The following is a 25,948-nucleotide window of genomic DNA, read 5'->3' as shown; positions in this document are numbered from 1 at the left end:
GGCGTTTTCCCGCGCCGCTACTGTGATCGCATGGTGAACGCAGAGATCGGTGTCATCGGCGGCTCGGGCTTGTACTCCTTCCTGGAGGACGTCACGGAGGTGCGCGTGGACACCCCGTACGGACGGCCGAGCGACTCCCTCTTCCTCGGCGAGGTCGGCGGCCGCCGGGTCGCCTTCCTCCCCCGCCACGGACGCGGCCACCACCTGCCGCCGCACCGCATCAACTACCGGGCCAACATGTGGGCGCTGCGCTCCGTCGGCGTACGCCAGGTGCTCGGCCCGTGCGCGGTGGGCGGCCTGCGCCCGGAGTACGGGCCGGGCACCCTGCTCGTGCCCGACCAGCTGGTGGACCGCACCAAGGCCCGGACGCAGACGTACTACGACGGGGAGGTCCGGGCCGACGGGGCGGAGCCGAACGTCCTGCATCTGGGCTTCGCCGATCCGTACTGCCCCGCGGGGCGCCGGGCCGCGCTGGCTGCGGCGCGGGCGAAGAGCTGGGATCCGGTGGACGGCGGGACGCTGGTGGTCGTCGAGGGGCCGCGCTTCTCGACCCGGGCGGAGTCGCGCTGGCATGCGGCCATGGGGTGGTCGGTGGTCGGGATGACCGGTCACCCGGAGGCCGTCCTCGCCCGCGAACTGGGCCTCTGCTACACGACGACGACCCTGGTGACGGACCTGGACGCGGGCGCGGAGGCCGGCGAGGGCGTCTCGCACGGGGAGGTGCTGAAGGTGTTCGCGGCCAATGTGGACCGGCTGCGCTCGGTGCTCTTCGACGTGGTGGCCGCACTGCCGGCGGAGGCGGACCGGGACTGCCCGTGCTCGCATGCGCTGGACGGTCTGGAGACGGGGATCGAGCTGCCTTAGCGCGTGCGCCGGGATGGTTGTGGCGTGTGTGGGTGACGGAGTTGTCCACAACGCCATGGCCGTCCACAGGCTTCGGCGGGGATCTCGCGGACGGTGGATCGTGAGGGGTGTTCGTCCGGAACTCCTCATGTCAGGTGGTGTCGACCGTGTTCCCGTCGTCCGTGTCGTCGGTGTCATCCACGTTTTCTTCGTCCTCGTCCGCGTCATCCACGTTTTCTTCGTCCTCGTCCCCGTTCTCGCCGTCGTCCTCGCCTTCGTCCCCGTTCTCGCCATTGCCGTCTGCGTCACCGGCGCCTCCGCCCTGTGGGGTGCCCGCGTTCGAACCCTTGCGGGTGCGCGGGGGCGGTGGGTGCCGGTTGCGGCGGGCGTTGTGGCGGCAGCGCCGTGCCCTGGCCGCCGGACTGGCCCTGACGGCTGCCGCGCTCGCCGCCACGGGGCTGGGCGGTGGCGGCGCGGGCACGGGCGGTGGCGCCGCGTACGGGGCGGGGGCCGGGGGTGAGGCCGGCCCGGCGCCGTCGCAGGCCCGGCGAACGGCTCGGCCGGTGTCCGCTCCGGTCCGGATCGCGGATGCGGGGGCGGTTCGTTTATTGCGGCCGGGTGACCGCGTCGACGTGATCGCCACCGGGGAGGGCGGCACCGGAACCGGGGCCGGAGCCCAGGCCCGGGTGCTGGCGAGGGGCGCGCGGGTGGCGGAGGTGCCGCAGGGCCCGGCAGAGGGTTCCGCCCAGGACGGAGCGCTGATCGTGCTCTCCGTCCCCCGGGACACGGCCACCGCACTGGCCGGTGCGGGCATCTCGTCCCAACTGGCGGTGACCCTGTGCTGATTCGCACGGATGATCGGTCAAGTCACCTGGACAAACCCTCGGATTGTGTGGTTTTCAGGCGTACTGCCGTAAGTTGCGGAGGAGTTTGCTCCGCCTATGGCACACGCGAAGGAAGGCTCATCCGTGAGCGAGAAGAAGGTCAGTCTGCTGGAAGGGTTCAAAGCGGTGCAGGAGACGCTGGAGGTGAGCGAGCTGGAGGTGCTGAAGGAGATCCGCGACGCCCTCGTCTCGCAGCCCGGCGGTCCGGCGGGCGAGACCCCCGGCCAGGACCCCGGCCGAGGTCACGACCAGTAGCGCAACGCGCGGCTCAGGAACCGGCGGCACCACCGCCGGACCACCACGGAGCAGGGGGATCAGATGTGGTGGGGCGGCTTCTCATCGAGGAAGCGCGCCAGATCGGCGGCGCTGCCACCGGCCGGGGCCCGCTCGCCCCACCCTCGGTCCGTATCGTCCGAGGACTGCTGGTCCAGCGGATCGTCGAAGATCAGAGCCGGTTTCGGTTTCGGCCGCTCCGACTGGGAGGGCTTCGAATCGCGCGGGCCGGGGGCGGGGGCGGTGCTCATACGTCAAGGGTACGGCGATGGTCAGCGATCCTTCGGGTCGATCAGCCACAGCCCGAGGACGACGAGGAACGACAGGCAGAGGAAGCCGGCACCCCACCAGGCCGTGCCGGTGTGACCCTCCATCCATGCGTCGATGACGACGGTCAGACCCCAGAGCTGTCCGACGACCGCCGTCATGGCGAGGGCCAGGCGGGCCGTCAGCTTCGAGGACCGCTCGGGCTCCTGGTCGGTGCCCGCCCCCGGGCCGGGGCCGGTGTGGCGGACCCGGGGGTCGCCGTAGCCGCTGGTGGCACGGAGCTGCGGATAGCGCTCGTGGACGGGCCGGTTGAGTTCGGGGCGAGCACTTCCCGGGTGGTACTCCGGATACGCCCCGGGCTCCGGGGACTCCTGGTTCCAGGACTGCCGGGCGTCGGTCATGGCCGCCTGCCGGAGGTCTCGGCCCCGGCCCCGCGCGGCGGGGCTTCCGCCCCGCCGCCCTTGACGGCGGGACAGCCGATACGGGAGGCGAGGTCCGGGCGGTCCTGGCCGAGCTGACGGCACAGGCCGTGCTCGACGCTCTCGCCCGAGCGCGTCGTGCCGACCGCCCAGATGCTGCCGTCGGGCTGTTCGGTGAGCACCACCTTGGGCAGCGCACGGGGCGGTGGCCCGGCGGTGACCTCACCGGTGCGGGCGTCGAAGATGCCCTCGTGGCAGGGGCAGTACAGCTCGCCCTCGGTACCGCGGTCCTTGCGCCAGAGCACGGCACAGGCGAGATGGGTGCAGATCGCGGAGTAGCCGACGAGAGTGCCGTCGTCCAGCCGGACGGCGACCGCCCGGTCCTCTTCGTCCGGGTAGTGGAAGGCGAGGGACTCGCCGGGCAGGAGTTGAGCGGCGATCCGCTTCGGCGCCGGTGCCTTGGCGTCGTCGGGGTCGCCGTGGCGCGGCAGGATTCCGCTCGCCACGCCGAGGCCGCCGACGGCGAGTCCGCCGGAGACGGTCGCCACGATCCGGAGGTAGTCGCGCCGGGTGGTGAGGGAGTCGGCGGCGATCCGGTCGTGCAGGGCTTCGCGCGGATCGCCGGAGGGCGGCTGGCCGGTGACGCTCATCGGCGGACGTCCTTCCCGTTGATCTCGACGACAGGAAGGCCGCCGGGCACCGGCCACCGCACCCGGTCGGCGGGAACGACCATGGCCACGCCGGTGCGTACCTCGCTCCGGCCGAAGGTGAAGGTGTCGGCGACCTGGACGCCGGGGCGCTCGGCCTGGAGCTCCTCCACGGTCCCGTAGAACAGCGCTCCGGTCGGGCAGACGGTCGCACACATGGGGGCGAGGCCGTAGGCGGTGCGGTCGTAGCAGAGGTTGCATTTCATCTGCAGCTTCGCCTGGAGGTCGATCTTCGGGACGCCGAAGGGGCAGGCGTTGACGCAGTTGGCGCAACCGATGCAGCGGGTGGTGTCGGCCTGCTGCACCACACCGTCCGCGGTCACCAGGATCGCGTCGGCGGGGCAGACCTCGGCGCACGGGGCGACCGGGTCCTCACAGTGCATGCAGACCGTGGGAAGGGAGGCCACGGACTGGCCCTCGTCGGTGTAGTCGAGGTGGATCATCGACTTGCCGCGGTGCGAGTCGCACTCCCGGCAGGCGGAGACGCAGGCCTGGCAGCCGATGCAGCGCCCGGGGTCGATGAAGATCGTTCTGCCCATCATGCGGCGGTCAGCTCCTCTCCGAGGTGCCACGCCCCTGGGGGGCCGTGGGCGGCAGCGGGTCGGTACGGGAGACCTGGGTCTCCGGGTAACCGACGTGGCCGGGCGCGACGGGAGGTGCGGGGACTTCGTCGATCTTCCCGGCGTGCTCGATACGGCAGGCGCACACCTTGTACTCGGGGATCTTGGAGCGGGGGTCGAGGGCGTCGAGGGTGAGGGCGTTGGCCGCGGTGGGGACGGGCCAGTGGTAGGGGATGAAGACGGTGTCGGGGCGGATCGCCTCGGTGACCAGCGCGGGGAAGACCTCGCTGCCGCGCCGGGTGACGACGCGGACCGGTTCGCCGTTGCGGAAGCCATGGGAGGGATGGAGCTCGGCCCAGGGGCGCGGGGTCTGTTCGACGAGGGCGCCCAGACGGCGGGTCTGGTTGCCGGAAAGGAAGTGAGCGACGGTCCGTCCGGTGGTGAGCGACATGGGGTGCTCGTCGTCGTACGGGTCCATCGGCGGGTGCCACTCGACGACCTGCAGATGGATCTTGCCGTCGGGGTGGTAGGTCCTGCCGTCCTCGAAGAGCCGAGGGGTGCCGGGGTGGTCGGTGGAGGGGCAGGGCCAGGCGATCCCGCCGGTCTCCTCCAGCCGTTCGTAGGTGATGCCGTAGTAGTCGTTGACGGTGCCGGCGGAGGCGGTCCGCAGTTCGTCGAAGACGGCGCGGGAGTCGGCGAAGGCGAATTTGTCGCCCGCGCCGAGGCGCCTGGCGAGTTCGCACATCACCCAGGTGTCGGTCCGTACACCGGGCGGCGGGTCCTGCGCCTTGTTGTGCTTGACCACCCGGGCCTCGGCGTTGGCCATCACCCCTTCGTCCTCGGCCCAGGTGGTGACGGGAAAGACGACATGTGCGTTGGCGGCGGTCTCGGAAAGGAAGAAATCGAATTGGGCGTGGAACTCTGTGGCGTCGTACCCCTCCTTGACCACCTTGTAGTTGGGGAGGGAGACGAAGGGGTTGTTGCAGATGCCGATCAGGCCGCGGATCTCGCGGCGCTGCATCTGCCAGACCATTTCCATCATCGAGGTTCCGGCGGGCGGGAGTTCGGACTCCTCGATGCCCCAGATCTCGCAGATCTGCCTGCGGTGCTCCTCGTTCATGATCGAGCGGCCGCCGGGCAGGAGGTCGGACTTCTGGCCGTGTTCGCGGCCGCCCTGCCCGTTGCCCTGGCCGGTGATGGTGCCGTAGCCGGCGCCGGGGCTGCCGATGTGGCCGGTGGCGGTGCAGAGGTTGATCACGCTGAGGCAGTTCTCGACGCCCTGCGAGTGGTGCTCGATGCCCCGGGCGTGCCAGGCCATGGCCTTGGGTGCGCGGGCGAAGGCGCGGGCGACCTGGGCGATCTGCTCGACGGGGATGTCGCAGATCTCGGCGGCCCGGTACGGCGGGTACTCGGCCGCCTTGGCCTTCACCTCCTCCCAGCCGGTGGCATGGGCGGCGAGATAGGCCTCGTCGGTCAGGCCTTCCTCGACGACCACGTTCAACACGGAGTTGAAGAAGGCCGAATCGGTGCCGGGCCTGAGGGCGACGTGGATGTCGGCGGTCCGGGCGATGGCCGTCTCGCGCGGGTCGACGACGATCAGGCTCGCACCGCGGTCCCGTGCTCCCCACACGTACTGGGTCATCACGGGGAAGCACTCGCCGATGTTGGAGCCCGCGATCAGCAGGCAGTCGGTGAGCAGGATGTCGGAGAAGGGGTTGCCGGCCCGGTCGATACCGAAGGCGAGTTTGTTGGCGCCCGCGGCGCTGACCATGCAGAGCCGGCCGTTGTAGTCGACATGCCGGGACTTGAGGGCGACCCGGGCGAATTTGCCGACCAGATAGGTCTTTTCGGAGAAGAGACTGGCCCCGCCCAGCAGTCCGAAGGCATCGTTCCCGTAGCTCTGCTGGATGCGTTTGATCTCGGCGACGGTGAAGTCGAGCGCCTCGTCCCAGGAGACCTCGCGGAAGTCCTCGTCACGGGATCGGCGCATCAGCGGGGCGGTGAGCCGGTCGGGGTGGTTGACCTGCTGGTACGCGTTGATTCCCTTGGGGCACAGCCGCATCCGGTTGATGTCGTGGTTGCGGGGTTCGACGCCGAAGACCTTGCCGCCGCGGTCGACCCGCAGATACATCCCGCACTGGACCCCGCAGAAGCAGCAGTGGGTGGGGACGAGCGTCTCGCCCTCCTGGTCGGCGTGCCACCGGTCGGCGGGGATGCCGCCCGCGTCCCGGAAGGCCCGGGTGCCGGGCGGAGCGAGAGAGGGGTCGAGAGGAACGGCCGCACGGGGGTCGGTCGTACGGGGGTCTGCCGTGCCGGGGCCGGCCGCACGCGGATCCACGGTCACTTGAAGCCCCTCTTCACCTGGGAGAGATAGGCACTGCCGCGCAGTACCCGCTTGCAGCGCGGGCAGTATTCGGCCCACTCGTCGAAGTCGAGGCCGAGGTCGCGCATGGTGCTGCGGAGGTTCTCGACGTACGGCCCGGTGTCGATGGGCTCCTCGCAGCGGCGGCAGCCGAGTACCTCCTGGTCCTGCCGGGCGGTGTACTTGAACAGCTGCATGCCGACCGCGGCCGGGCGCTGGACGATGTGGAAGAACTTCCCGAACGGGATGTAGATGAGGGTGAAGACCACCGACACCATGTGGAGGACCGCCAGGAACTCGTATCCGCCGCCGTGCAGGAAGATCGACGAGAAGGTGAGCAGCAGACCGGTCACCGAGATGACGACGAGAGCGATCAGCGGCACCAGGTCGTAGGCGAAGCGCTGGCCGGTGATGGCGCCGCGGTCCTTCATCCGCCGCCACAGGAAGTACGAGGCGCCGGGGATGACGAGCACGGCGGCGATGTCCAGGCCGTGGAACATCAGCCGGCCCAGGAAGTCCAGGGAGTCGAATCCGATGATCTTGAAGCCCCAGATGCGCATCTCGTAACCGGGCCCCGAGCCGCTGTTCGAGGTGAAGGTGAACCAGCCCCAGGTCAGCGGGAAGGTGATCAGGGCGGCGAGGATGCAGCCCCAGAAGATCAGTTGATGGGCGGCCCAGCGGGCGTGCGAGCGGGCGCCGAGGAATTTCTGGAAGGCCAGGTACGTGGCGATCATCCGGGGCAGCGCGGTGGGGGCCTTGCGGAAGTTGGCCACCGAGAAGAAGCTCCGCCACCCCTGCTTGAACAGCCGCCGGGCGCCGGGCGCGGAGACCCAGACCGTGTAGCGGTAGGCGACGCCGAAGGCGAGGAAGACGGTGGCGACGGCGTACGGGAGGAGGGCGGAGTCGAAGTTCTCCAGCAGCCGGCTGCCGAAAACGATCGCGAGGATCAGCAGGGCGGAGACGATGACACCGGCCGCGGTCGCACGGCCGGTGACGGAGCGGCGCCCGGCGCCCGGCCTCACGGCGGTCCGGGGCCCGGCGTGCGGTGGCGAGCCCGGCGCCCCCGCGGAGCCGGTGCGGGCACCGGGGGCGGGCCGCGCGGCTGCGGCGGAGGGCTCTGGCGGCTCTGTCACCCCGTCACCGTAGGGTCTTACATGACGGTTGGTCCTGTTTTACGGCTCAGCCGGGTGAGCCCCGCTGCCCATCCGGGGCGTGCCCCGTTCGGCGTGGCCGAGCCCGTCTGGTGTGCTGGCTCCCATGCCCGTAATGACGGCTCGCAGCCGCACCGAGAAACATCGCGCCTCGACCCCGCTGGAACTCTTCTTCGACCTCTGTTTCGTGGTCGCCGTGGCCCAGGCGGGCGCACGGCTGGTCCATGCCGTCGCCGAAGGGCACGCCCTCACCGGAATCGGCAGCTACGCGGCCGTCTTCTTCGCGATCTGGTGGGCCTGGGTCAACTTCAGCTGGTTCGCCTCGGCCTACGACACCGACGACCCGCTGTACCGCGTCGTCACGCTCGTCCAGATCACCGGTGTGCTCGTCCTCGCCGCCGGGGTGCCGCGCGCCTTCGACGCGGGCGACTGGACGGTCGTCGTCATCGGCTACGTGGTGATGCGGCTCGCGCTGACCAGCCAGTGGCTGCGCGCCGCGCACTGCACCCAGGACGGGGAGCGGCGCGTCGCGCTGCGGTACGCCGTCGGGATCTCGGTGGTGCAGCTGGGCTGGATCGCCATGCTGCTGGTGCCCGCCGAATCGCGCGGAGCCCGTACCGCCGCCTTCGTCGTGCTCGTGCTGGCGGAGCTGTCCGTTCCGGCGCTCGCCGAGCGCGACCGCTCGACGAGCTGGCATCCGCACCACATCGGTGAGCGGTACGGGCTGTTCACGATCATCGTGCTGGGCGAGACCATCGCGGCGGCCACGGTCGCGGTCCAGGAGGCGGTGTACGAGCAGGACGCGCTCGGCGAACTGCTGCCGATCGCCGCGGGCGGGCTGCTGATCGTCTTCTCCGCCTGGTGGATCTATTTCGCCGTGCCGATCCATGACTACCTGCGCGGCAGCAGGGAAGCGTTCATCTGGGGATACGGACACTTCCTGATCTTCGGTTCCGCGGCCGCCATCGGCGCGGGCATCGAGGTCGCGGTGGAGGAGGCCGTGGGCAAGGCCCATGTCCCGGACACGGTGGCCGCCGCCGCGGTGACCCTTCCCTCCGCGCTCTTCCTGCTCACGGTGTGGGCGCTGCACGCCCGCCACTTCAAGCGCGACTTCGCGGAGCAACTGTCCCTCCCCGTGGCCGCGCTGGCGATCCTGGCCTGCACGTTCGCCGGCGGGTGGGCGGTGTTCGCCGCCGGTCTGGTGGCCGCGGCGACCGTGGCCGTGGGGGAGCTGCTGTCACGGCGGCCCGCCGTGGCCGGGTGAGTACACATGGACGGCCGGCGACGGCTCGCGCAGTGGAGGAGCACGCGATGACAGAAGAACCCCGACGGCCGACGGCCCCCGCCGCCCCGCCGAACGCGTCCGGTCCGGGCACGCCGGGTCCGGACGCCACCGGTCCGCTCGACGCGCTGACCGATGTCGCGGGGCTGCGCGTCGGCCACGCGCAGGTGCCGGGCGAGGGCGCGTTGAGCGGCACCACCGTGGTCCTCGCCCCCGAGGGCGGTGCGGTCGCGGCCGTCGACGTACGCGGCGGCGGCCCCGGCACCCGGGAGACCGACGCGCTCGATCCCCGCAATCTGGTGCAGCGCGTCGACGCCGTGGTGCTGACGGGCGGCAGCGCGTACGGCCTGGACGCGGCGTCCGGTGTGATGGCCTGGCTGGAGGAGCGGGGGCGCGGGGTGCGGGTCGGCCCCGATCCGGCGCAGGTGGTGCCGGTGGTCCCCGCCGCCTGCGTCTTCGACCTGGGGCGCGGCGGCGACTGGCGGGCCCGCCCCGACGCCTCGACGGGCCGCGCGGCGGTGGAGGACGCGGCGGCCGCGGAGCCGGGGGCGCCGGTGGCCGAGGGTGGCGTCGGCGCCGGTACGGGCGCGGTCGCCGGCCGGCTCAAGGGCGGCGTGGGCACCGCGAGCATCCGCCTGGCCTCCGGGATCACGGTGGGCGCGCTCGTCGTGGTGAACGCGGCGGGCTCGGTGGTCGATCCGCGTACCGGGGTGCTGTACGGGGAGTACGGCGCCGCCGAACCTCCGGTGCACCCGGCGCCCGAGGTGCTCCGCGCGGCGGATCGGCGCCTTGCCGAGGCGCGGGAGGCGGACGCACGGCCCCCGCTCAACACCACGCTCGCCGTCGTCGCCACGGACGCCGAACTCACCCGGGCCCAGGCGCAGAAGCTCGCGGGCACGGCGCACGACGGACTGGCGCGCGCCGTCCGCCCCGTACATCTGCTCACCGACGGGGACACCGTTTTCGCGCTGGCCACCGGCGCCCGGCCGCTGGATCCGCGGAATCCGATCGCCCTCAACGAGCTGCTGGCGGCAGGCGCGGACGTGCTCACGCGCGCCATCGTGAAGGCCGTCCGGGCAGCTCAGAGCGTGGACGGCCGCCCCGGCGGCGGCTGTTACCCCTCGTACAGCGACCTCTACGCCATCAGCCCCGGCCCCCCGGAGCCGTCGGCGGACGGCCGCGCGGAACCGGACTCGCCCGCCGGGTAAGGAAGTTCGGACGAATCGTCAGGAACCATCTGCGTGCGCCATACGTTTTCCTGAACCCCGGTCACGATGTCGGACCCAGGGACTACGTTATGCACGCAGCAAGTAACACGCGGCAACGGCCTGGAGACAGCACCTTGAGCGATCCGTACGAGACAACCGAGCAGCACCTCGAGCGACTCCTGCGACGGGCACTCAACTCTTTCGACCTGCCCGACAGCACGGTCGAGAGACTCGGTACCGCGCTCGCCCACAGCAGTTCCCTGCACTCCTCGCACCACAGTTCCGTACTCCACCGGGAGACCTACCAGCACACATATCTGCTGTCCGACGGCACCCCTCTCACCCTGTGGGAGCTGGTGCACGGCGGTCCGCGGAGCGCGACGGACCCGCGGTTCCGTACGGAGCCCGACCTCATGCACCACGAGCTGTACGACGACGAGGCCGATGCCCATGTCGCGGCCGCCCGGCTGACCGGCAGCTTCGGCGAGGTCCCGGTGTTCGGGGACGACGGGCCCCAGGCCGACCTGGAGATACTGACGGTCCTGATGGCGGCTCCCCCGGCCCCGCTGCCCCGGATGTACGCCCCGGACAACTCCGCCGACCACGCCCGCCGTGTCCTGCGCCGCGCGGAGAACAGCGACGGTCCCGGCGAGGAGACCGCCCGGCTGCTGCGCGCCGCCTTCGCCCACCACATCACCCAGGTCTTCGGCCGGCAGTGCCGGGTGGACGGGCGGCACGCCGGATTCACCCTGTACGAGCACGCCTTCCTGCTCCTCGACGGCAGCGAGACGAGCCTGTGGGAGGTCGAGCACACGGCCACGCCGGACGGCCGCCACATGTGCGAGGTGTACGGCGACGAGGACACCGCACGCGGGGCCATGGAGAGCCGTACGCGCATCTGCTGACCGGGGTTGGGGCTCCGGGGCCCTGAGCCGACACAGACGCAGACACGCAGGTGCCCGCACCCTCCCGGGGTGCGGGCACCGTCCTTCTCATCCCTCGTCCGTCCCGACGGAGGTCGGTCAGGGCGTCAGCGCGGGCTCCTTGACGCTCCCGGAGCCGCCCGCCGCGTCCACGACACCCACCGCGTCCACGGCCTCGTCGCCGCCCTCCACGTGCTGCCGCGGCCGCGCGGGCAGCGCGAACATCACCAGGAAGATCACCGCGAGCACCCCGGCCACCCACCACAGCGAGTGCCGGAACGCCTCCGCGAACGCCGGGCCCACTTCCTGCGGCGCCAGCCGCTCACCGATCGCGCCGAGGAAGACCACCGAGACCAGTCCGAGCCCGAGCGCATTGCCCATCTGCTGCACGGTGTTGATGAGCCCGGAGGCCGAACCGGAGTGCTCCTTGGGCACCTCGGAGAGCACCGCGTCCGTCAGCGGCGCCACGATCAGGCCCATCCCGAGGCCCATGACCACCAGCGGCAGCGCCATCTGCCAGGACGTGATGCCCATGCCGTAACGGTCGGACTCCCAGATGTAGAGGAGCAGGCCGGCGATCATCAGCAGCGCGCCCGTCTGGAGGACCTTGCGACCGAAGCGGGGCACCAGCTTCTGTACGGAGATCCCGGCGGCGAACGACACGGCGATCGAGAACGGGATACCGGTCGTGCCGGCCCGCAGCGCGCTCCAGCCGAGGCCCATCTGCATGTAGAGCGTCCAGACCAGGAAGAAGATGCCGAGCCCGATGCCGAAGGTCAGCTGCACGGCGATGCCCGCCGCGAAGCTCTTGACCCGGAACAGCGACAGCTCGACCAGCGGCGAACCGTCCTTGCGCGCCTTCGACCGTTCGAACAGCACCAGGAACAGGAACACCAGCAGGCTGCCCACCATCGACACGTGGCCCCACAGCGGCCAGCCCAGCTCGTGGCCACGGGTCAGCGGGTAGATCAGCATCAGCATCCCCAGGGTCACCAGGGCGACGCCGACCAGGTCGAGCCGGAGCGCCTTCGGGGCCTTGGACTCGGTGATGAACTTCCGGCCGAGGATCAGGCCCGCGATGCCGACGGGCAGGTTGATCAGGAAGATCGGCCGCCATTCGAGACCGGCGATGTTCCACTCGGTGAGCAGCGCGCCCAGCAGCGGCCCCAGCACCGCGCCGAGGCCGACGATCGCGCCGAAGAGACCGAAGACCTTGCCCCGCTCGTGCGCCGGGAAGGTGGCGTGCACGATCGACAGCACCTGCGGAACCATCAGCGCGGCGGTGCCGCCCTGGAGGATCCGGGAGACGACCAGCATCTCCGGGTTGGCGGCGAAGCCGCAGAGCGCGGAGGCCAGGGTGAAGCCGCCTATACCGATGAGGAACAGCCGCTTGCGGCCGTAGATGTCGCCCAGTCGGCCGCCGGTGATCAGACCGGCCGCGAAGGCCAGCGAGTAGCCGGCGGTGATCCACTGGATCGAGCTGAACGAGGCGCCGGTGTCCTCGCGGATGCTCGGGATGGCGATATTGACGATCGTGACGTCGACCAGGTCCATGAAGGCCGCGGTCATCACGATGGCGAGCGCGAACCAGCGTCGCCGGTCCGACGGGTCCGAGGACACCGCGGGCCCGGATGCCGTGGACGGCAGAGATGAGGAAGAAGTCATGGGAAGAAGTTAGACACTCATTAGGCCGGTCCATGACCTAATAGGTACGCATCCTGGTGAGACGACCGACACCCCGGCAGAAGGCGAGGCCATGACCGACACCCCGGCACGACTGCTGAATCTGCTGTCGCTCCTCCAGACCCCCCGCGAGTGGCCGGGCAGCGAGCTCGCCGAGCGGCTCGACGTCAGCCCGCGCACCATCCGCCGCGACATCGACCGGCTCCGCGAGCTGGGCTATCCGGTCGAGGCCTCGCGCGGATCCGTCGGCGGCTACCGGCTCGTCGCGGGCACCGCGATGCCGCCGCTGCTCCTCGACGACGAGGAGGCGGTGGCCATCGCGGTGGGTCTGCGGGCGGGGGCCGGGCATGCCATCGAGGGGGTGGACGAGGCGTCCGTACGGGCGTTGGCGAAGTTGGAGCAGGTGCTGCCCTCGCGGCTGCGGCACCGTGTCTCGACCCTGCAGAACGCGACGATGCCGCTGACCCGGGGCGACGGCTCGACCATCGACCCGAGGACGCTGACCGTGATCGCGTCGGCGGTCACCGCGCAGGAGCGGCTGCGGTTCGCGTACCGCGCGGGCGACGGCGCCGAGACGAAGCGGGAGGCCGAGCCGTACCGGCTGGTGAGCACGGGGTGGCGCTGGTATCTCGTCGCTTACGACCTGGGGCGCGAGGCCTGGCGTACGTTCCGGGTCGACCGGGTGAGCGAGCCGTTCGCGACCGGGGCCCGGTTCGCACCGCGCGAGCTGCCCGCGGGTGACGCGTCGGAGTTCCTCGCCGGTTCCATCGCCCGGCGGCAGCCGGAGCTGGCGGTCGACGTGAGCTTCGCGGCCCCGGCGGACTTCGTGTCCGCGCGGCTGCCGGCGTCGGTCGGCCCGTTGGAGCCGACCGGCGAGAACAGTTGCCGGCTGCGGGCGGTGCTCGCGGACTCGCTGGAGTGGGTGGCGCTCCGACTGGCGCTGGTGGACTGCGAGTTCACCGCGCACGAGCCACCGCAGCTGGTGGACTACCTGGGCGATCTGGGCGCCCGCCTGGCCCGCGCGGCAGCCCGCTGACCCGGCCTCCGGGGCACACCGGTCATGAAAAGAATGAGCCCCGGCGCCAGGGGGGGTGGGCGCCGGGACTCAGCTCAGGGGGTCACGCGAAGCGACCTATTTCGGAGGTTACCGGACGAAGGCTCACGCCGCAGCGTCAAAACCCGTGTCGTGGGCCATTCGCTTCAGTTCGAGCAGCGCATGCTTCTCGATCTGGCGGATCCGCTCCCGGGTCAGGCCATGCTGCTTGCCGACCTCGGTGAGGGTCCGCTCGCGGCCGTCCTCGATGCCGTACCTCATACGGATGATGGAGGCGGTGCGGTTGTCGAGCTTGCCGATCAGGTCTTCGAGCTCCTCGCTGCGCAGCAGCGTCATCACCGACTGCTCGGGGGACACCGCGGAGGTGTCCTCCAGCAGATCGCCGAACTGGGTCTCGCCCTCGTCGTCCACGGACATGTTGAGGCTGACCGGGTCACGGGCCCAGTCCAGGACGTCGCCCACGCGCTCCGGCGTGGAGTCCAGCTCGGCCGCGATCTCCGCGTGCTCCGGCTCGCGGCCGTGCTCACGGTTGAACTCGCGCTGCACCCGGCGGATCCGGCCGAGCTCCTCCACCAGGTGGACGGGGAGCCGGATCGTACGGGACTGGTCGGCTATGGAGCGGGTGATGGCCTGACGGATCCACCACGTCGCGTACGTGGAGAACTTGAAGCCCTTGGCGTAGTCGAACTTCTCGACCGCGCGCACCAGGCCGGCATTGCCCTCCTGGATCAGGTCGAGCAGGGGCAGCCCGGCCCGCGGATAGCGGCGGGCGACGGCAACGACGAGCCGGAGGTTGGAACGGATGAATATGTCCTTGGCGCGCTCACCCTCGGCGACCAGCGCCTCCAGCTCCTCGCGCGTGGCTCCGCCGGCTTCGCTGTCCACCTCGCCGCCGAGTATCTGCCGGGCGTAGACACCCGCCTCGACGGTCTGCGACAGCTCGACCTCCTTGGCGGCGTCGAGCAGCGGCGTACGCGCGATCTCGTCCAGGTACATGCCGACCAGGTCGCGATCGGCGATCTCCCCGCCCGAGGCGCGAACACTGCTTGCCCGGTTGGTCCCACCGGTGGCGGACGAACGACGGGCGACGGCACGGGTTGCCATGCGTGCTCCCTTGCTGAGTAGGTCGCGACACCCTTCCGGGTGCCCTGCATCCGATGGAAACAACGACTGGAATCCGGACAGAATTCCCACGCCTGGCATTCATTTTCTCGATCATGCAGTACCCTGTGCCGCCGCGAGGGGGGTGCGCATGCTGGAGAGTCCCACAGAAGTGCAGGTCAGGCCGGGCGTCGAGGGTGATTTGGTGGCGCTCACGGACATCTACAACCATTACGTACGTGAGACCGCGCTCACATTCGACACGACCCCCTTCACTCCCGAACAGCGGCTGCCGTGGTTGCGTTCCCACCCTGAAGACGGCCCGCACCGTCTTCTGGTTGCTCAGGATGTCCGGGTTGTCGGCCCCGCTTCGGTCCTGGGATACGCCACCAGCAGCGCTTTCCGCCCCAAGGCGGCCTACGCGACCTCGGTCGAGGTGAGCGTGTACTGCGCCCCCTGGGCCACCGGCCGCGGCGTCGGCACGCTGCTCTACACGTCCCTGTTCGCGGCGCTCGCGGGCGAGGACCTGCATCGGGCGTACGCGGGCATCGCCCAGCCCAACGACGCCTCCGGCCGGCTCCACGAGCGCTTCGGTTTCCGCCATGTCGGCACGTACGCCGAGGTGGGCCGGAAGTTCGGCAGGTACTGGGACGTGGCCTGGTACGAGAAGCGACTGGGGCCACAGGCCTAGTCCCCGGGCAGGTGCCTATCCGGGTCCCCGGTCCGTTACGCCGCGCGGGCCCCGCGCCTAGCGTGCTCCCGTATGGACGACACGAGGAACACCGTGGACGACACCACCGGCACGCTCGACGAGGCGCTGGAGCGCCTCCACGCCTCGGGCCCCGAACGCAACGGCTGGCTGAGCAATCACGGCCCGATGGCCGTCGAGGCGCTGGTCCGGAACGGTCAGGCACCGACCGTGCACCGCTGGCTCGACCACTACAGCCACAAGCTGGAGGACATGCCGGACATCTCGGCCCGGGTGACGGCGGAGAACTGGCGCGAGGCCCTCGGCGACCCGCGCCGGATCGCCGACTGGACGGCGCACTTCGAGCGGGAGACCACCGAGCGCCCCTGGCGGGACGTCCTCGCCGAGTGGTGGCCTCGGCTGCTCCCCGGCATCGCGGCGGGCGCCACCCACCCCGTGATCCGGGTCGGCCACTGCGTACGCACCCTGCTCGTCGGCGAGGCGACCGCGCCCCGGATCGCCGAGCTGGCCCACGGCCTCGGCTACTGGGCCGCCCGCCACCAGCCGCTGCCCGCACTGGCCCCGCTGGCGCCCGCGCCCACCGCCGCGGCCGCGCTGGACGCCGTACCGCCGGTACCCGAGCAGGACGGCGGCATCCGGGACCGGCTGGCGCAGCTCACCGCGTTCCCGGTGTGGCCGCAGCGATTCACCGGCGACCCGGACGACGCGCGGGCCCGGCTGACGGAGCTGGTGCGGGCCGCGACCCACCGGTTCGCCACGCACGGGCACGGCGAACCGATCATGCTGGTGCACGCCGCGACCGCGCCCAATGCCGTGCTGCGCGCCCTGCCCGCGCTCCCCCGCACACTGTGGGCGCCGAGCCTGGAGGCCGCGTGGGCGGCGAGCGCCGCGGTCACCGCCGCGTACAGCCCGGCCGAGGCCGCCCCGTACGCACCGGCGGGCGCGTCCGCCGAGGAGCTGTTCGCGCGGGCGGCGGCGCACGGCGACGACCACACCATCAAGTTCACCGACACCGCGCTGGACGTCGGCGACGAGACGGCCCTCGCCGCCGCACTCCGCTCGATCGAACTGAACCCGCCGGCCCTGTGACCGGGGCCCGGACCGGCGCCCGGACAGGGACCGGGCTCAGCCGAACTGCACCGAGCGCTTCGCGAGCCCCATCCAGAACCCGTCGATGACGCTGCGCCCCTGGTCCAGCTCGCCCTCCGAGGCGCCGAGCGTCACGAAGAGCGGTGCGAAGTGCTCGGTGCGCGGGTGGGCCAGCCGGCCGGCCGGGGACTTGTGCTCGAAGTCGAGGAGCGCGTCGATGTCCTGCGCCTGGAGCGCCCGGCTCCCCCAGTCGTCGAACTCCGCCGACCAGCCGGGGACGCCGCCGCCCGCGTGCCGCAGGGCGGCCAGGTTGTGGGTGAAGAAGCCGCTGCCGACGATCAGCACGCCCTCGTCGCGCAGCGGCGCGAGCCTGCGCCCGATGTCCATGAGCTTCTGCGGGTCCAGCGTCGGCATGGAGATCTGGAGCACGGGGATGTCGGCGCCCGGGAACATCTCCACGAGCGGGACGTACGCCCCGTGGTCGAGCCCGCGGTCCGGGATGTCCTGGACCGGCGTACCGGCGCCGCGCAGCAGCTTGCGTACGTTCTCGGCCAGTTCCGGGGCGCCGGGGGCGGCGTACCGCACCCGGTAGTAGTGCTCGGGGAAGCCCCAGAAGTCGTGGACGAGCGGGATCGTCTCCGTGGCCCCGAGGGCCAGCGGGGCCTCCTCCCAGTGCGCGGAGACCATCAGGATCGCGCGGGGGCGGGGCAGCCCGGCGGACCAGGCGGCCAGTTCACCGGGCCAGACCGGGTCGTCGGCCAGCGGCGGGGCGCCGTGGGAGAGATAGAGGGCGGGCATGCGCTCCGCGGTGACTGTCATGGCACTCCCCATCCACTGCTGATCCGGGTAAGTCTTCTACTGGCGTCTTTTTGAGAAGGAAGGGTTCTTTAATGTTCAAGCTTCCCCCTCCGGAGACCTTAGCTCTATCTAGTTCAACTTTCAAGAAAAGGTCGTACAGTGGAGTACATGACCACGGCATCCACCGGTGAGCCCCGCTGGCTCTCCGACGAAGAGCAGAGCGTCTGGCGCGCGTATCTCCACGCCACCACGCTCATGGAGGACCACCTCGACCGCCAGTTGCAGCGCGATGCCGGCATGCCACACATCTATTACGGACTGCTCGTCCAGCTCTCCCAGGCCCCCCGCCGCCAGAAGCGGATGACGGAACTGGCCAAGGACGCCAAGATCACCCGCTCGCGGCTCTCGCACGCCGTCGCGCGGCTGGAGAGGAGCGGGTGGGTGCGCCGCGAGGACTGCCCCTCCGACAAGCGGGGCCAGAACGCGGTCCTCACCGACGAGGGCTTCGAGATGCTGCGCCGATCCGCTCCGGGCCATGTCGACGCCGTACGCCAGGCGATGTTCGACCGGCTCACGCCCGAGCAGGTGCGCTCGCTGGGCGAGATCATGCAGGTCGTCGCCGCCGGGCTGCAGCCGGAGGGCACGGACGCGGACCTGCCCTGGCTGCGCTGAGCCGCACACGTACCGACACGGCTGTGCCCCGGTCCCGTCCGAGACTTCGAACAGGAGCCGGGGCACAGCCGCGTTCACTTCACCTTCGTGTCACATCGCACCCCATGTGTCACGTTGCGCGTCACGCGTCGGCGTTCAGTGGGCGACGACCGGGACCTTGAACTCGTCCTCGACACCGTCCGCGTCACCCGAACCGGAGGATCCGGTCGCCGGGCCCGCCGAGGGACGCCCGGCGTTGATGAAGGTCACCGCGATCGCGGAGGCCACCACCAGGATGCCGACGGCCCACCAGATGGCACCGGTGAAGCCGTGCACCATCGACTGGAGCTTCAGCAGCTCCGGGTTCCTGGCGCCGAGCGCGGCGTGCGAGGAGGCGTACGCCGTCGCGGCCGACGCGGCGATGGTGTTCAGCAGCGCCGTACCGATCGCACCGCCCACCTGCTGCGAGGTGTTGACCATCGCGGACGCGACGCCCGAGTCACGGGGCTCGACGCCGTGCGTGGCCAGCGACATCGCCGGCATGAACGCCGTACCCATGCCCAGCCCCAGCAGCAGCTGCGCGGGCAGGATGAGCCCGACGTAGGAGGTGCCGATCTCCAGCTGCGTCAGCAGCAGCATGCCGACGGCGGCGGTCAGGAAGCCGGGGCCCATGAGCTTGCGCGCCGGGACCCGGGTCATCAGCCGGGCACCGATCTGCGTCGAGCCCGTGATCATGCCCGCGATCATCGGCAGGAAGGCGAAACCGGTCCTGATCGGCGAGTAGCCCTTCACGACCTGGAGGTAGTACGTCAGGAAGAGGAACAGCCCGAACATCGCGATGATGGCCAGCCCCAGCGAGAGGTAGACACCACCGCGGTTGCGGTCCAGCACCACGCGCAGCGGCAGCAGCGGCGACTTGACCCTGGACTCGGTCAGGACGAAGGACAGCAGCAGCACACCGGACGCGACGAACATGCCGATGGTCAGCGCGTCCGACCAGCCGGCGGACTCGGCCCGGGTGAATCCGTACACCAGCGAGACCAGACCCAGCGCGGACAGGACGACACCCGGGACGTCGAGCGGCGAGCGGTTGCGGCTGCCGGCCGGCTCACGGATCACGAAGTACGCGCCCGCGGCCGCGATGACGGCGAACGGGATGTTGACGAAGAAGGTCCAGCGCCAGTTCAGCACCTGGGTCAGGAAGCCGCCGAGGATCAGGCCGACGGCGCCGCCGCCACCGGCGATCGCACCGTAGATGCCGAACGCCTTGGCGCGCTCCTTGGCATCGGTGAACATCACGGCGAGCAGCGACAGGGCCGCCGGGGCGAGCAGCGCCCCGAAGACGCCCTGGAGCGCACGGGAACCGAAGAGCATGCCCTGGTTCTGCGCCGCGCCACCGAGCGCGGACGCCAGCGCGAAGCCGATGAGACCGACGACGAAGGTCCGCTTACGGCCCCAGAGGTCGGCTATCCGGCCGCCGAAGAGCAGCAGCCCGCCGAAGGCGAGGGCGTACGCCGTGATGACCCACTGCTTGTTGGCATCGGAAATCCCCAGGGCCGTCTGGGCGTGCGGCAGCGCGATGTTCACGATCGTGGCGTCGAGCACGACCATCAGCTGCGCGAGAGCGATGAACGCCAGCGCTTTCCAGCGGCTGGGGTCCGGGAGTCGGATATCGGCTGTTTTTGACATGGGGGTATCCACCTAAGGACGCACATGCACGCGCACGCACGCGAAGAGTCGTGAACCGAGATGTCGGTGAAAGGTCGAGTGGCGAAAGGGACGGTGAAAGGGAAGGGATGGTCGAGGCGCGGCTGACACGTCACCGGGCGCCCGGTTCTGGAGCCCGGCTCGGAAGCCCGGCTTCAGAAGCCCGGTGCGGATGTCATGGCCTGCGCCGCAGATCCTCCAAGGTCGCAGCCGTTCCCGGCAGTTCGGACCGGGCCGGGGCCTGAAGTCCGTCCAGGAACAGCTGTAGATGACGGTGCGTGAACCGGTCGATGTCCAGGCAGCCGATGCCGGGCAGCGGCCGGGTGAGCTGGGAGAGGGCGACGAGTACGTCACCGACGGCGATGTCGGTGCGCAGCCGCCCCGCTGACATGGCGCGCGACACGAGCCCCTCGACGGCCTCTTCGAGGCGCCGGCGCTCGGCGAGCAATTCGGGATGGTCCTTGTCGAAGCCGCCGGAGAGCATCGGGCACAACGCCCCGATCCGCTCGTCGGCCGCCGCGTGCACGAAGCGGCTGAGCGCGGCGAAGGGGTCGGCCTCCGCGGCCACCGCCTCTTCCGCGCGGTCGGTGGTCCGGGAGGTGACCGCGAGCACGACCTCGTGCACCAGCGCGGCCCGGTCGGGGAAGTTCCGGTAGAGGGTGGCGTTGCCGACACCGGCGCGCCTGGCGACCTCGTCGAGCGGCACATCGGGCCCGAACTCGACGAACATCTCGCGCGCGGCCGTCACGATCCGCTCCCGGTTGCGCAGCGCATCGGCCCGCGGACGCGGCGTCCGGGGCTGCGGCGCTCCGGTGGCGGTGCGGCTGACGGTGTCCACGACGGCTGCCCTCTTCCCCTACGACGATCCCCGTTCTCCACGGCGACCGCACATCGACCCCTTGGCGACCCTTCCCGTAACCGGGGACCGCCTCCCCGTTTCGCGGGGGACACGAGTTCAAACGGGGAAACAGTCCCCGGTTATTTCCCCACCGCAAGGTGACCTGAGTCACATATCCCGGGCGGAAGATCAGCCGAACGGCGCACCCAACGAGCGACCCCGCACCACCCGCAACAGGCTGATCCGCAGAGCGCAGTCAGGGTCGGCCGACTGCCGCGGACCCCGAGGCGCCTGTATGCAAAAGCCCCGCCACCGGATACGCAACCACCGCCACCCGATCGCGCTCGCCTCCGCAACAGCCCTGGTCATAGCCGCGATGGCCACGGCCAGCAACACTCTCCCGATAGCCAGCAGAGCCTCGGCGGGCCCGGTGGCCACCGCCCGGCCGGCAGGCATAGCCCCGTGCCGGATACCCGCGACCATGGGCGTACAGATGTCGGAAGGCATGCCGACACCCGAGGGCTATGCCCGCTCCACGGGCAAGGTCCGCGCCCTCACCCTGATGATCGACTTCCCGGACGCGCCGGGCGCCGGTTCCGCGATGGACCGGTACGCCGAATTCTTCCCGCAGACCACCGACTGGTTCCGGACCGCGTCGTACGGACGGCTCACCTACGTCCCCGAGACCCCGCTGAAGTCCTGGCTGCGGATGCCACTGCCGTTCTCCGAGTACGGGATGGACCGAGGCTCACCGTACGAACCGGGCTACCGCCACCTCGTCGAGGACATCGTCTCCACCGCCGATCCCAAGGTGGACTTCGCCGCGTACGACCTGGTCAACATCCTGGTCACACCGAACGCCGGGCCCTCCGCCCTGGACACCGTCCTGTCCGTGACCTTCTCCGGCAACGACGACGCCCCGCGGGCGGACGGCGTCCCGCTCTCCAACACGTCCTTCATCTACAGCCGCCAGGACGACGGCTCGGGATCGTTCAAACAGACCGGATTCCGCGTCCTGCCGCACGAGAACGGCCATGTCTTCGGCCTCCCCGACCTGTACACGATGGAGGGCGGCGGCTCGGTCGGGCACTGGGACATCATGTCCGAGGACTGGGGGGCCGACAACGACCTGCTGGGCTGGCACAAGTGGAAGCTCCGCTGGCTGGACAACAGCCAGATCAGCTGCGCCACCCGGTCCGGCACCAGCGACCACGTACTCGGCCCGCTGGCCATCCGCGGCGGCACCAAGCTGGCGTTCATACCGCTGAACAGCAAGTCCGGTTACGCGGTGGAGGTACGCACCAAGGCCGGCAACGACCAGGCGGTCTGCAAGCCGGGCGTACTGATCTACAAGGTGAGCTCGGACGTCGACACCGGACAGGGCCCGATGTCCGTCACGGACAGCACCAAGGGCAGCACCGGCTGCACCCGGCTGCCCAATGTGCACGCCGAACTCTCCGACGCCACCTTCCAGCCCGGCGAGACCTTCACCGACCGGGCCCGCGGGATACGCATATCCGTGGTCGACAAGGACAAGAAGGGCAACTACCGAATCCGCGTGACCCGCCCCTGACAACTCCCGCGCCCGCACCACTCACCCGCCCCGGACCTCCGCATCGACGGTCCCGCGCAGCTCACGCTTGAGAATCTTCCCGGTCGGATTCCGGGGCAGCGGCTCCTCCCGTACGAGCACATGGGCCGGAACCTTGAACGCGGCCAGACTGCGCCCGACGTGCGCCCTCAGCTCCTCGGCCGTGACAGTGGCACCGGCCCGCAGCCGGACGACGGCGGCGACCTCCTCGCCCAGGACCGGGTGCGCCACCCCCAGCACCGCCGCGTCCTCGATGTCCGGGTGGTCGTGCAGCACCGCCTCGACCTCCACGCAGTACACGTTCTCCCCGCCGCGGATCACCATGTCCTTGATCCGGTCGACGACGTCGACCCGCCCCTCCCGCACCACCGCGAGATCACCGGTACGGAACCATCCGCCGGCGAACGCCCGCGCGGTCGCCGCCTCGTCGCGCCAGTAGCCGCGGGCCAGGGACTGACCGCGCAGCCACAGCTCACCGACCTCGCCCTCGGGCAGCGTCTCGCCCGCGGGCCCGGCGATCCGCACCTCAGTGGTGGGGGTCGGACGGCCGACGCTGTCCGGGTGGAGCCGGTACTCGGCGCCGAAGTTCGCCAGGACACCGCCGCTGGTCTCGGTCAGCCCGTAGCCGTTGCGGGGTTCGATGCGGTCGCCGTGCCGGGCGGTCAGCCGGGCGACCAGATCGGGCGGGGCGGCGGCCCCGCCGGTGTTCAGCATCTGCAGACTCTCCAGGCCGTCGCCCGCCTGCTCGGCCGCGGCGAGCAGCTGGAGCGCGGTCGCCGGGACACCGGCGTAGTGGGTGACGCCGTGTGCGCGGATCAGCCGCAGCGCCTCCTCGGCGTCCCACTTCCGCATCAGGACGAGGGCGCCGCCCGCCGCCATCGCCGCGTAGAAGCCGGTGAACGCGGCGACGTGGAAGAACGGGAACGTCAGCAGCGACACCGGGGCGGGCCCCTGCCCCGGGATGGCCCCGCGGCCGAGCGCGGAGGCCGCCGCATGGAACCGCGGGTTGATCGCCGCCCCCACCTGGGCGAGATGGGTGGCGACCGCACCCTTGGGCCGGCCGGTGGTGCCGGAGGTGTAGATGATCGTCGCGTCGTCCTCGGGCCGGATCTCGACCTCGGGGGGCGCGGCGAGCGGATCGGGTGCGGGCAGGTCCTCGTACCGCTCGACACCCTCCGGGACCGTCTCCTCCCCGTGGAAGACGAGCACGCGCGCCCCGTTCTCCGCCGCCCACCCGGCGACCCCGGGCAGCCGCTCCCCGTCCACCAGGAGCAGCCGCGGCCCGCAGTCGTCCAGCGCGTACGCGAACTCGTCCTCGGTCCACCAGGCGTTGAGCGGTACGGCGACCAGGCCGGCCAGCTGCGCCGCCCAGAAGGCGATCTGCCACTCGGGGTGGTTGCGCATCGCGACAACAGCCCGGTCGCCCCGGCGCAGCCCGTACGTCCCGGTCATCCGGCACGCCAGCGCGGAGGCGGCGGCGAAGAACTCGGCGTACGAGTAGCTGCGCTCCCCCGAGATCAGGAACGGCCGGTCCCCGAAGGCCCAGGTGGTCTCCACGAACTCACGGAGCGTCCTCGGCCCGTCCGCGTACACGAGCGAGCCGGCGTGCACCCCGTCCTCCACCCGCACCACGGCGAACGGGGCTCCCGGCCCGGTCAGCGCGGCTTCGATACGCCCGGCGTCCATCGGGGCACGGTCGGGGGCGGCGGGGGCGGGGTCGGGGTGCGGCACGAACGACCTCTCCAGCATCTAAGCGCTTGCTCAGCCATCGGTACATTCGCGACGCTATGCCCGCTCCCGCCCCCCGTCAAGGTGCCCCGTCCCACTCAGCGCGCGGCAGGGGAACCGGCCCGTGCGGCGGCGACAAGGCCCTCCAGCGTCCCTTCACCAAGGGGCCCGGACACCGTGGCGGCGACCCGCCCCCGCTCGTCCACGACAAGGGTGACGGGCAGCCCCTGGGTGTTCAGCACACCCTTGGGCAGCGAGAGGAAGTGCTTGCCCCCGGGGTCGAGAACGCTGGGGTAGGGCATGTGGAACTCACGGGCGAAGGCGCGCGCCGCATTGGCGGAACCGTCCCGGTTCAGCCCCAGGACGACGACGCCCCGGTCCTTCATCTTCTCGTGGTAGCGCACCAGGGCCGGGGTCTCCTTGCGGCAGGGTTCGCACCAGGAGGCCCACGCGTTGACCACGACGGTCTTCCCCGCGTAGTCGGCGAGCCGCACCGGGCGCCCGTCGGCATCCATCCCGATGAGGTCCGGCGCGGCGGGACGGTGCGCACTGTCTATCGTCAGCGTGCCGTCCTTGCCGCGGTGGAAGCCCGCGGGCGTACCCGGACTGCCTCCGATCGAGATCCCGACGATGAGCGCGACGGCACAGGCAAGGGCGGCCAGAAAGGGAACAAGAGGGCGTTTCATGGGGGGTCCTTCGGGGCGGCGTCGGTCAGGCGCCACCCGACGTCCGGGCCCGGGGGCTCCCGACCCCGCACCACGCCGCTTCCCCCGGCCGCCCGTACGGCAACACCCGGCACCCCCGAGAGGCGCCGGAATCCGCGGTGCGGTGCGGTGCGGACACGGCATGCGGGCATGCGGGAACACCCCCGCGCATGTTGAACAACGGTTCTTGCTGGTCAGTCAGAACCGTACGCCCACCCCCAACTCCCCTCACGAACAGCCCCCTTACGAACCTCTCCCCCGCACCGGCCTCCCCACCGGGCGGACACGTTTTCCCCAGTACGGAGAGGGGGGCCGGCCATACCATCGACCGGCCTGTTGCCCGGATGGTGCGGCAGGTTTCAGACAACGAGGCTGAATGCATACGGATCCACCAAGCAAAAGGGAACCTCTGTGTTCAGCTTCAAATTGTCGCGCCGCCGTACCGCCCGCACCGCTGCCGTCGGCGCTCTCGCCGCCGCGGCTTGCGCCACCGTCATGGCCGGCAGCGCCTCAGCCATCGTCAACGGGTCGGACTCCACCGAGAGCTACCCGTTCATGGCGACCATCCCGGAGTCGGCCCCGGAGCAGGGTCTGATCGACGGGAACTGTGGGGCGTCGCTGATCGATCAGCAGTGGGTGCTGACGGCGGCCCACTGCCTGAAGGTCGAGGGCATCAAGCTGGACGGCATCGTGCGGGTCGGCAGCGACCACCGCAAGTCCGGCGGCACCGTCCGGAAGATCGACCGGACCTTCGTCCACCCCGGCTACGTGAACGGCGACAACAAGGCCGCCAACAAGAACGACATCGCGCTGATACGCCTGGACCGCCCGGTCGCCCAGCAACCCATCAAGATCGCCAAGCAGGCAGGGAAGCCCGGCACGCCGACCCGGCTCCTGGGCTTCGGCACCACCGTCGACACCGACTTCAAGTTCCCCGACCGGCTGCAGGAACTGAACACCCGCAGGGGCGCCGAGTCCGAGTGCGCGCCCGGCTGGGCGGACCGGACCCGGCTGTGCACCATCACCACCGTGCCCAAGGCCATGGCGTGCTTCGGGGACTCCGGCGGACCGCAGGTCCAAAAGGGCCGGGACGGCCGCTGGGAACTGATCGGCGTCACCTCGGGGCCCGGCGCCCCGAACGTGCCGTGCTCGCAGGGCCCCGGCCTCTACACCAGCGCGCCCGCCTACGCGGGCTGGATCGACAGGACCATGAAGACCAACAGCGCCCAGCCGACTGCGGCCAAGGGCTCCGACCTCGCCGAGACCGGAACGAACGACAACACCGCGGCGATCGCCGGTGTGGCCGCCGCGCTGATCGCCGCCGGTGGCGGCACCGCCGTCGCGGTACGCCGCCGCAAGACCCGCCGCACCGCCTGAGCGGAAGAAGCGGCGCAGCCCAAGGGCGGCACCCCTTCT

At 71.0% G+C, this 25,948-nt stretch carries 25 protein-coding genes; 12 read left to right on the top strand and 13 right to left on the bottom strand.

Annotated elements, in window-relative coordinates:
• Positions 1 to 30 precede the first annotated feature (30 nt).
• From BT364_RS24420 to BT364_RS24410, 3 genes are all read left to right on the top strand, one after another.
• Positions 31 to 864: an S-methyl-5'-thioadenosine phosphorylase gene (locus BT364_RS24420; protein ID WP_072487380.1), complete on the top strand. Its 834-nt coding sequence runs from the start codon at positions 31 to 33 to the stop codon at positions 862 to 864.
• A 161-nt stretch (positions 865 to 1,025) separates the two neighbouring features.
• Complete coding sequence (locus BT364_RS24415) at positions 1,026 to 1,688, top strand: RcpC/CpaB family pilus assembly protein (protein WP_079179618.1); 663 nt, start codon at positions 1,026 to 1,028, stop codon at positions 1,686 to 1,688.
• Between the two features lie 123 nt (positions 1,689 to 1,811).
• On the top strand, positions 1,812 to 1,982 hold the full coding sequence (locus tag BT364_RS24410; protein WP_371268640.1) for a hypothetical protein: 171 nt from the start codon (positions 1,812 to 1,814) through the stop codon (positions 1,980 to 1,982).
• Positions 1,983 to 2,041: 59 nt separating this feature from the next.
• Here the strand turns inward: BT364_RS24410 and BT364_RS24405 are convergent, their stop codons facing one another.
• Genes BT364_RS24405 through BT364_RS24380 form a run of 6 tightly spaced genes read right to left on the bottom strand, consistent with a single transcriptional unit; the run spans position 2,042 to position 7,448 of the window.
• Positions 2,042 to 2,251, bottom strand: a complete 210-nt coding sequence (locus BT364_RS24405) for a hypothetical protein (RefSeq protein WP_072487377.1) — start codon at positions 2,249 to 2,251, stop codon at positions 2,042 to 2,044.
• Between the two features lie 21 nt (positions 2,252 to 2,272).
• A complete protein-coding gene (locus BT364_RS24400; protein WP_072487376.1) occupies positions 2,273 to 2,668 on the bottom strand; it encodes a hypothetical protein in 396 nt (131 codons plus the stop codon).
• Positions 2,665 to 3,336: a QcrA and Rieske domain-containing protein gene (locus BT364_RS24395; protein ID WP_072487375.1), complete on the bottom strand. Its 672-nt coding sequence runs from the start codon at positions 3,334 to 3,336 to the stop codon at positions 2,665 to 2,667. Before BT364_RS24395 ends, BT364_RS24400 begins: the two co-directional genes overlap by 4 nt.
• Positions 3,333 to 3,935: a 4Fe-4S dicluster domain-containing protein gene (locus BT364_RS24390; protein WP_072487374.1), complete on the bottom strand. Its 603-nt coding sequence runs from the start codon at positions 3,933 to 3,935 to the stop codon at positions 3,333 to 3,335. The genes BT364_RS24395 and BT364_RS24390 overlap by 4 nt, the downstream gene beginning before the upstream one ends.
• A 7-nt stretch (positions 3,936 to 3,942) precedes the next feature.
• Positions 3,943 to 6,291 (bottom strand): molybdopterin oxidoreductase family protein, encoded by a 2,349-nt coding sequence (locus BT364_RS24385; RefSeq protein WP_072487474.1) that lies wholly within the window; start codon positions 6,289 to 6,291, stop codon positions 3,943 to 3,945.
• Positions 6,292 to 6,293: 2 nt separating this feature from the next.
• Positions 6,294 to 7,448 (bottom strand): MFS transporter, encoded by a 1,155-nt coding sequence (locus tag BT364_RS24380; RefSeq protein WP_072487373.1) that lies wholly within the window; start codon positions 7,446 to 7,448, stop codon positions 6,294 to 6,296.
• A 133-nt stretch (positions 7,449 to 7,581) separates the two neighbouring features.
• Between BT364_RS24380 and BT364_RS24375 the strand changes: the two genes are divergently transcribed.
• The 3 genes from BT364_RS24375 to BT364_RS24365 all read left to right on the top strand — a co-directional run bounded on the left by BT364_RS24375 (position 7,582) and on the right by BT364_RS24365 (position 10,861).
• Positions 7,582 to 8,730: a low temperature requirement protein A gene (locus tag BT364_RS24375; RefSeq protein ID WP_079179611.1), complete on the top strand. Its 1,149-nt coding sequence runs from the start codon at positions 7,582 to 7,584 to the stop codon at positions 8,728 to 8,730.
• 47 nt (positions 8,731 to 8,777) lie between these two features.
• Entirely contained in the window at positions 8,778 to 9,956 is a 1,179-nt protein-coding gene (locus BT364_RS24370) for a P1 family peptidase (protein ID WP_079179610.1), read from the top strand.
• Positions 9,957 to 10,090: 134 nt separating this feature from the next.
• Positions 10,091 to 10,861 carry a DUF6227 family protein gene (locus BT364_RS24365; RefSeq protein WP_072487371.1) on the top strand — a complete coding sequence of 257 codons (771 nt, stop codon included), beginning with the start codon at positions 10,091 to 10,093 and terminating at the stop codon, positions 10,859 to 10,861.
• Positions 10,862 to 10,978: 117 nt separating this feature from the next.
• Here the strand turns inward: BT364_RS24365 and BT364_RS24360 are convergent, their stop codons facing one another.
• A complete protein-coding gene (locus BT364_RS24360; RefSeq protein ID WP_072487370.1) occupies positions 10,979 to 12,544 on the bottom strand; it encodes an MFS transporter in 1,566 nt (521 codons plus the stop codon).
• 91 nt (positions 12,545 to 12,635) lie between these two features.
• Between BT364_RS24360 and BT364_RS24355 the strand changes: the two genes are divergently transcribed.
• Positions 12,636 to 13,598, top strand: coding sequence for a helix-turn-helix transcriptional regulator (locus BT364_RS24355; protein WP_072487369.1), 963 nt, complete (start codon positions 12,636 to 12,638; stop codon positions 13,596 to 13,598).
• Between the two features lie 123 nt (positions 13,599 to 13,721).
• Here BT364_RS24355 and BT364_RS24350 read toward each other — a convergent pair whose 3' ends face one another.
• A complete protein-coding gene (locus BT364_RS24350) occupies positions 13,722 to 14,720 on the bottom strand; it encodes a sigma-70 family RNA polymerase sigma factor (protein WP_072487368.1) in 999 nt (332 codons plus the stop codon).
• A gap of 148 nt (positions 14,721 to 14,868) precedes the next feature.
• Here BT364_RS24350 and BT364_RS24345 point away from each other — a divergent pair, with 148 nt between their 5' ends.
• Both BT364_RS24345 and BT364_RS24340 read left to right on the top strand, forming a co-directional pair.
• Positions 14,869 to 15,408, top strand: a complete 540-nt coding sequence (locus BT364_RS24345; RefSeq protein ID WP_072487367.1) for a GNAT family N-acetyltransferase — start codon at positions 14,869 to 14,871, stop codon at positions 15,406 to 15,408.
• A 72-nt stretch (positions 15,409 to 15,480) separates the two neighbouring features.
• The gene (locus BT364_RS24340) at positions 15,481 to 16,515 is read left to right on the top strand and encodes a questin oxidase family protein (protein ID WP_072487366.1); all 1,035 of its coding nucleotides are present in this window, start codon (positions 15,481 to 15,483) and stop codon (positions 16,513 to 16,515) included.
• 36 nt (positions 16,516 to 16,551) lie between these two features.
• Here the strand turns inward: BT364_RS24340 and BT364_RS24335 are convergent, their stop codons facing one another.
• The gene (locus BT364_RS24335) at positions 16,552 to 17,334 is read right to left on the bottom strand and encodes a dioxygenase family protein (RefSeq protein ID WP_072487365.1); all 783 of its coding nucleotides are present in this window, start codon (positions 17,332 to 17,334) and stop codon (positions 16,552 to 16,554) included.
• Between the two features lie 138 nt (positions 17,335 to 17,472).
• On the opposite strand from BT364_RS24335, the gene BT364_RS24330 reads away from it, so the two are divergent.
• A complete protein-coding gene (locus BT364_RS24330; protein ID WP_177328213.1) occupies positions 17,473 to 17,985 on the top strand; it encodes a MarR family winged helix-turn-helix transcriptional regulator in 513 nt (170 codons plus the stop codon).
• A gap of 135 nt (positions 17,986 to 18,120) precedes the next feature.
• On the opposite strand, the gene BT364_RS24325 is transcribed toward BT364_RS24330, so the two are convergent.
• Positions 18,121 to 19,653 (bottom strand): MFS transporter, encoded by a 1,533-nt coding sequence (locus BT364_RS24325; protein ID WP_072487364.1) that lies wholly within the window; start codon positions 19,651 to 19,653, stop codon positions 18,121 to 18,123.
• 193 nt (positions 19,654 to 19,846) lie between these two features.
• A complete protein-coding gene (locus BT364_RS24320; protein WP_072487363.1) occupies positions 19,847 to 20,509 on the bottom strand; it encodes a TetR/AcrR family transcriptional regulator in 663 nt (220 codons plus the stop codon).
• Between the two features lie 295 nt (positions 20,510 to 20,804).
• On the opposite strand from BT364_RS24320, the gene BT364_RS24315 reads away from it, so the two are divergent.
• Positions 20,805 to 22,082 carry a M6 family metalloprotease domain-containing protein gene (locus BT364_RS24315; protein ID WP_072487362.1) on the top strand — a complete coding sequence of 426 codons (1,278 nt, stop codon included), beginning with the start codon at positions 20,805 to 20,807 and terminating at the stop codon, positions 22,080 to 22,082.
• A gap of 21 nt (positions 22,083 to 22,103) precedes the next feature.
• Here the strand turns inward: BT364_RS24315 and BT364_RS24310 are convergent, their stop codons facing one another.
• Both BT364_RS24310 and BT364_RS24305 read right to left on the bottom strand, forming a co-directional pair.
• Positions 22,104 to 23,786 carry a class I adenylate-forming enzyme family protein gene (locus tag BT364_RS24310; RefSeq protein ID WP_072487471.1) on the bottom strand — a complete coding sequence of 561 codons (1,683 nt, stop codon included), beginning with the start codon at positions 23,784 to 23,786 and terminating at the stop codon, positions 22,104 to 22,106.
• 140 nt (positions 23,787 to 23,926) lie between these two features.
• Positions 23,927 to 24,514 carry a TlpA family protein disulfide reductase gene (locus tag BT364_RS24305; protein WP_072487361.1) on the bottom strand — a complete coding sequence of 196 codons (588 nt, stop codon included), beginning with the start codon at positions 24,512 to 24,514 and terminating at the stop codon, positions 23,927 to 23,929.
• Between the two features lie 429 nt (positions 24,515 to 24,943).
• Between BT364_RS24305 and BT364_RS24300 the strand changes: the two genes are divergently transcribed.
• Positions 24,944 to 25,909 (top strand): S1 family peptidase, encoded by a 966-nt coding sequence (locus BT364_RS24300; RefSeq protein ID WP_072487360.1) that lies wholly within the window; start codon positions 24,944 to 24,946, stop codon positions 25,907 to 25,909.
• The last annotated feature ends 39 nt before the right edge of the window (positions 25,910 to 25,948 follow it).

Origin of the sequence: Streptomyces atratus, from assembly GCF_900119365.1 — a bacterium.
Lineage (GTDB): Bacteria > Actinomycetota > Actinomycetes > Streptomycetales > Streptomycetaceae > Streptomyces > Streptomyces atratus_B.
Note: the sequence above shows the minus strand (reverse complement) of the source record. Positions and strands in the feature narration are given on the sequence as shown.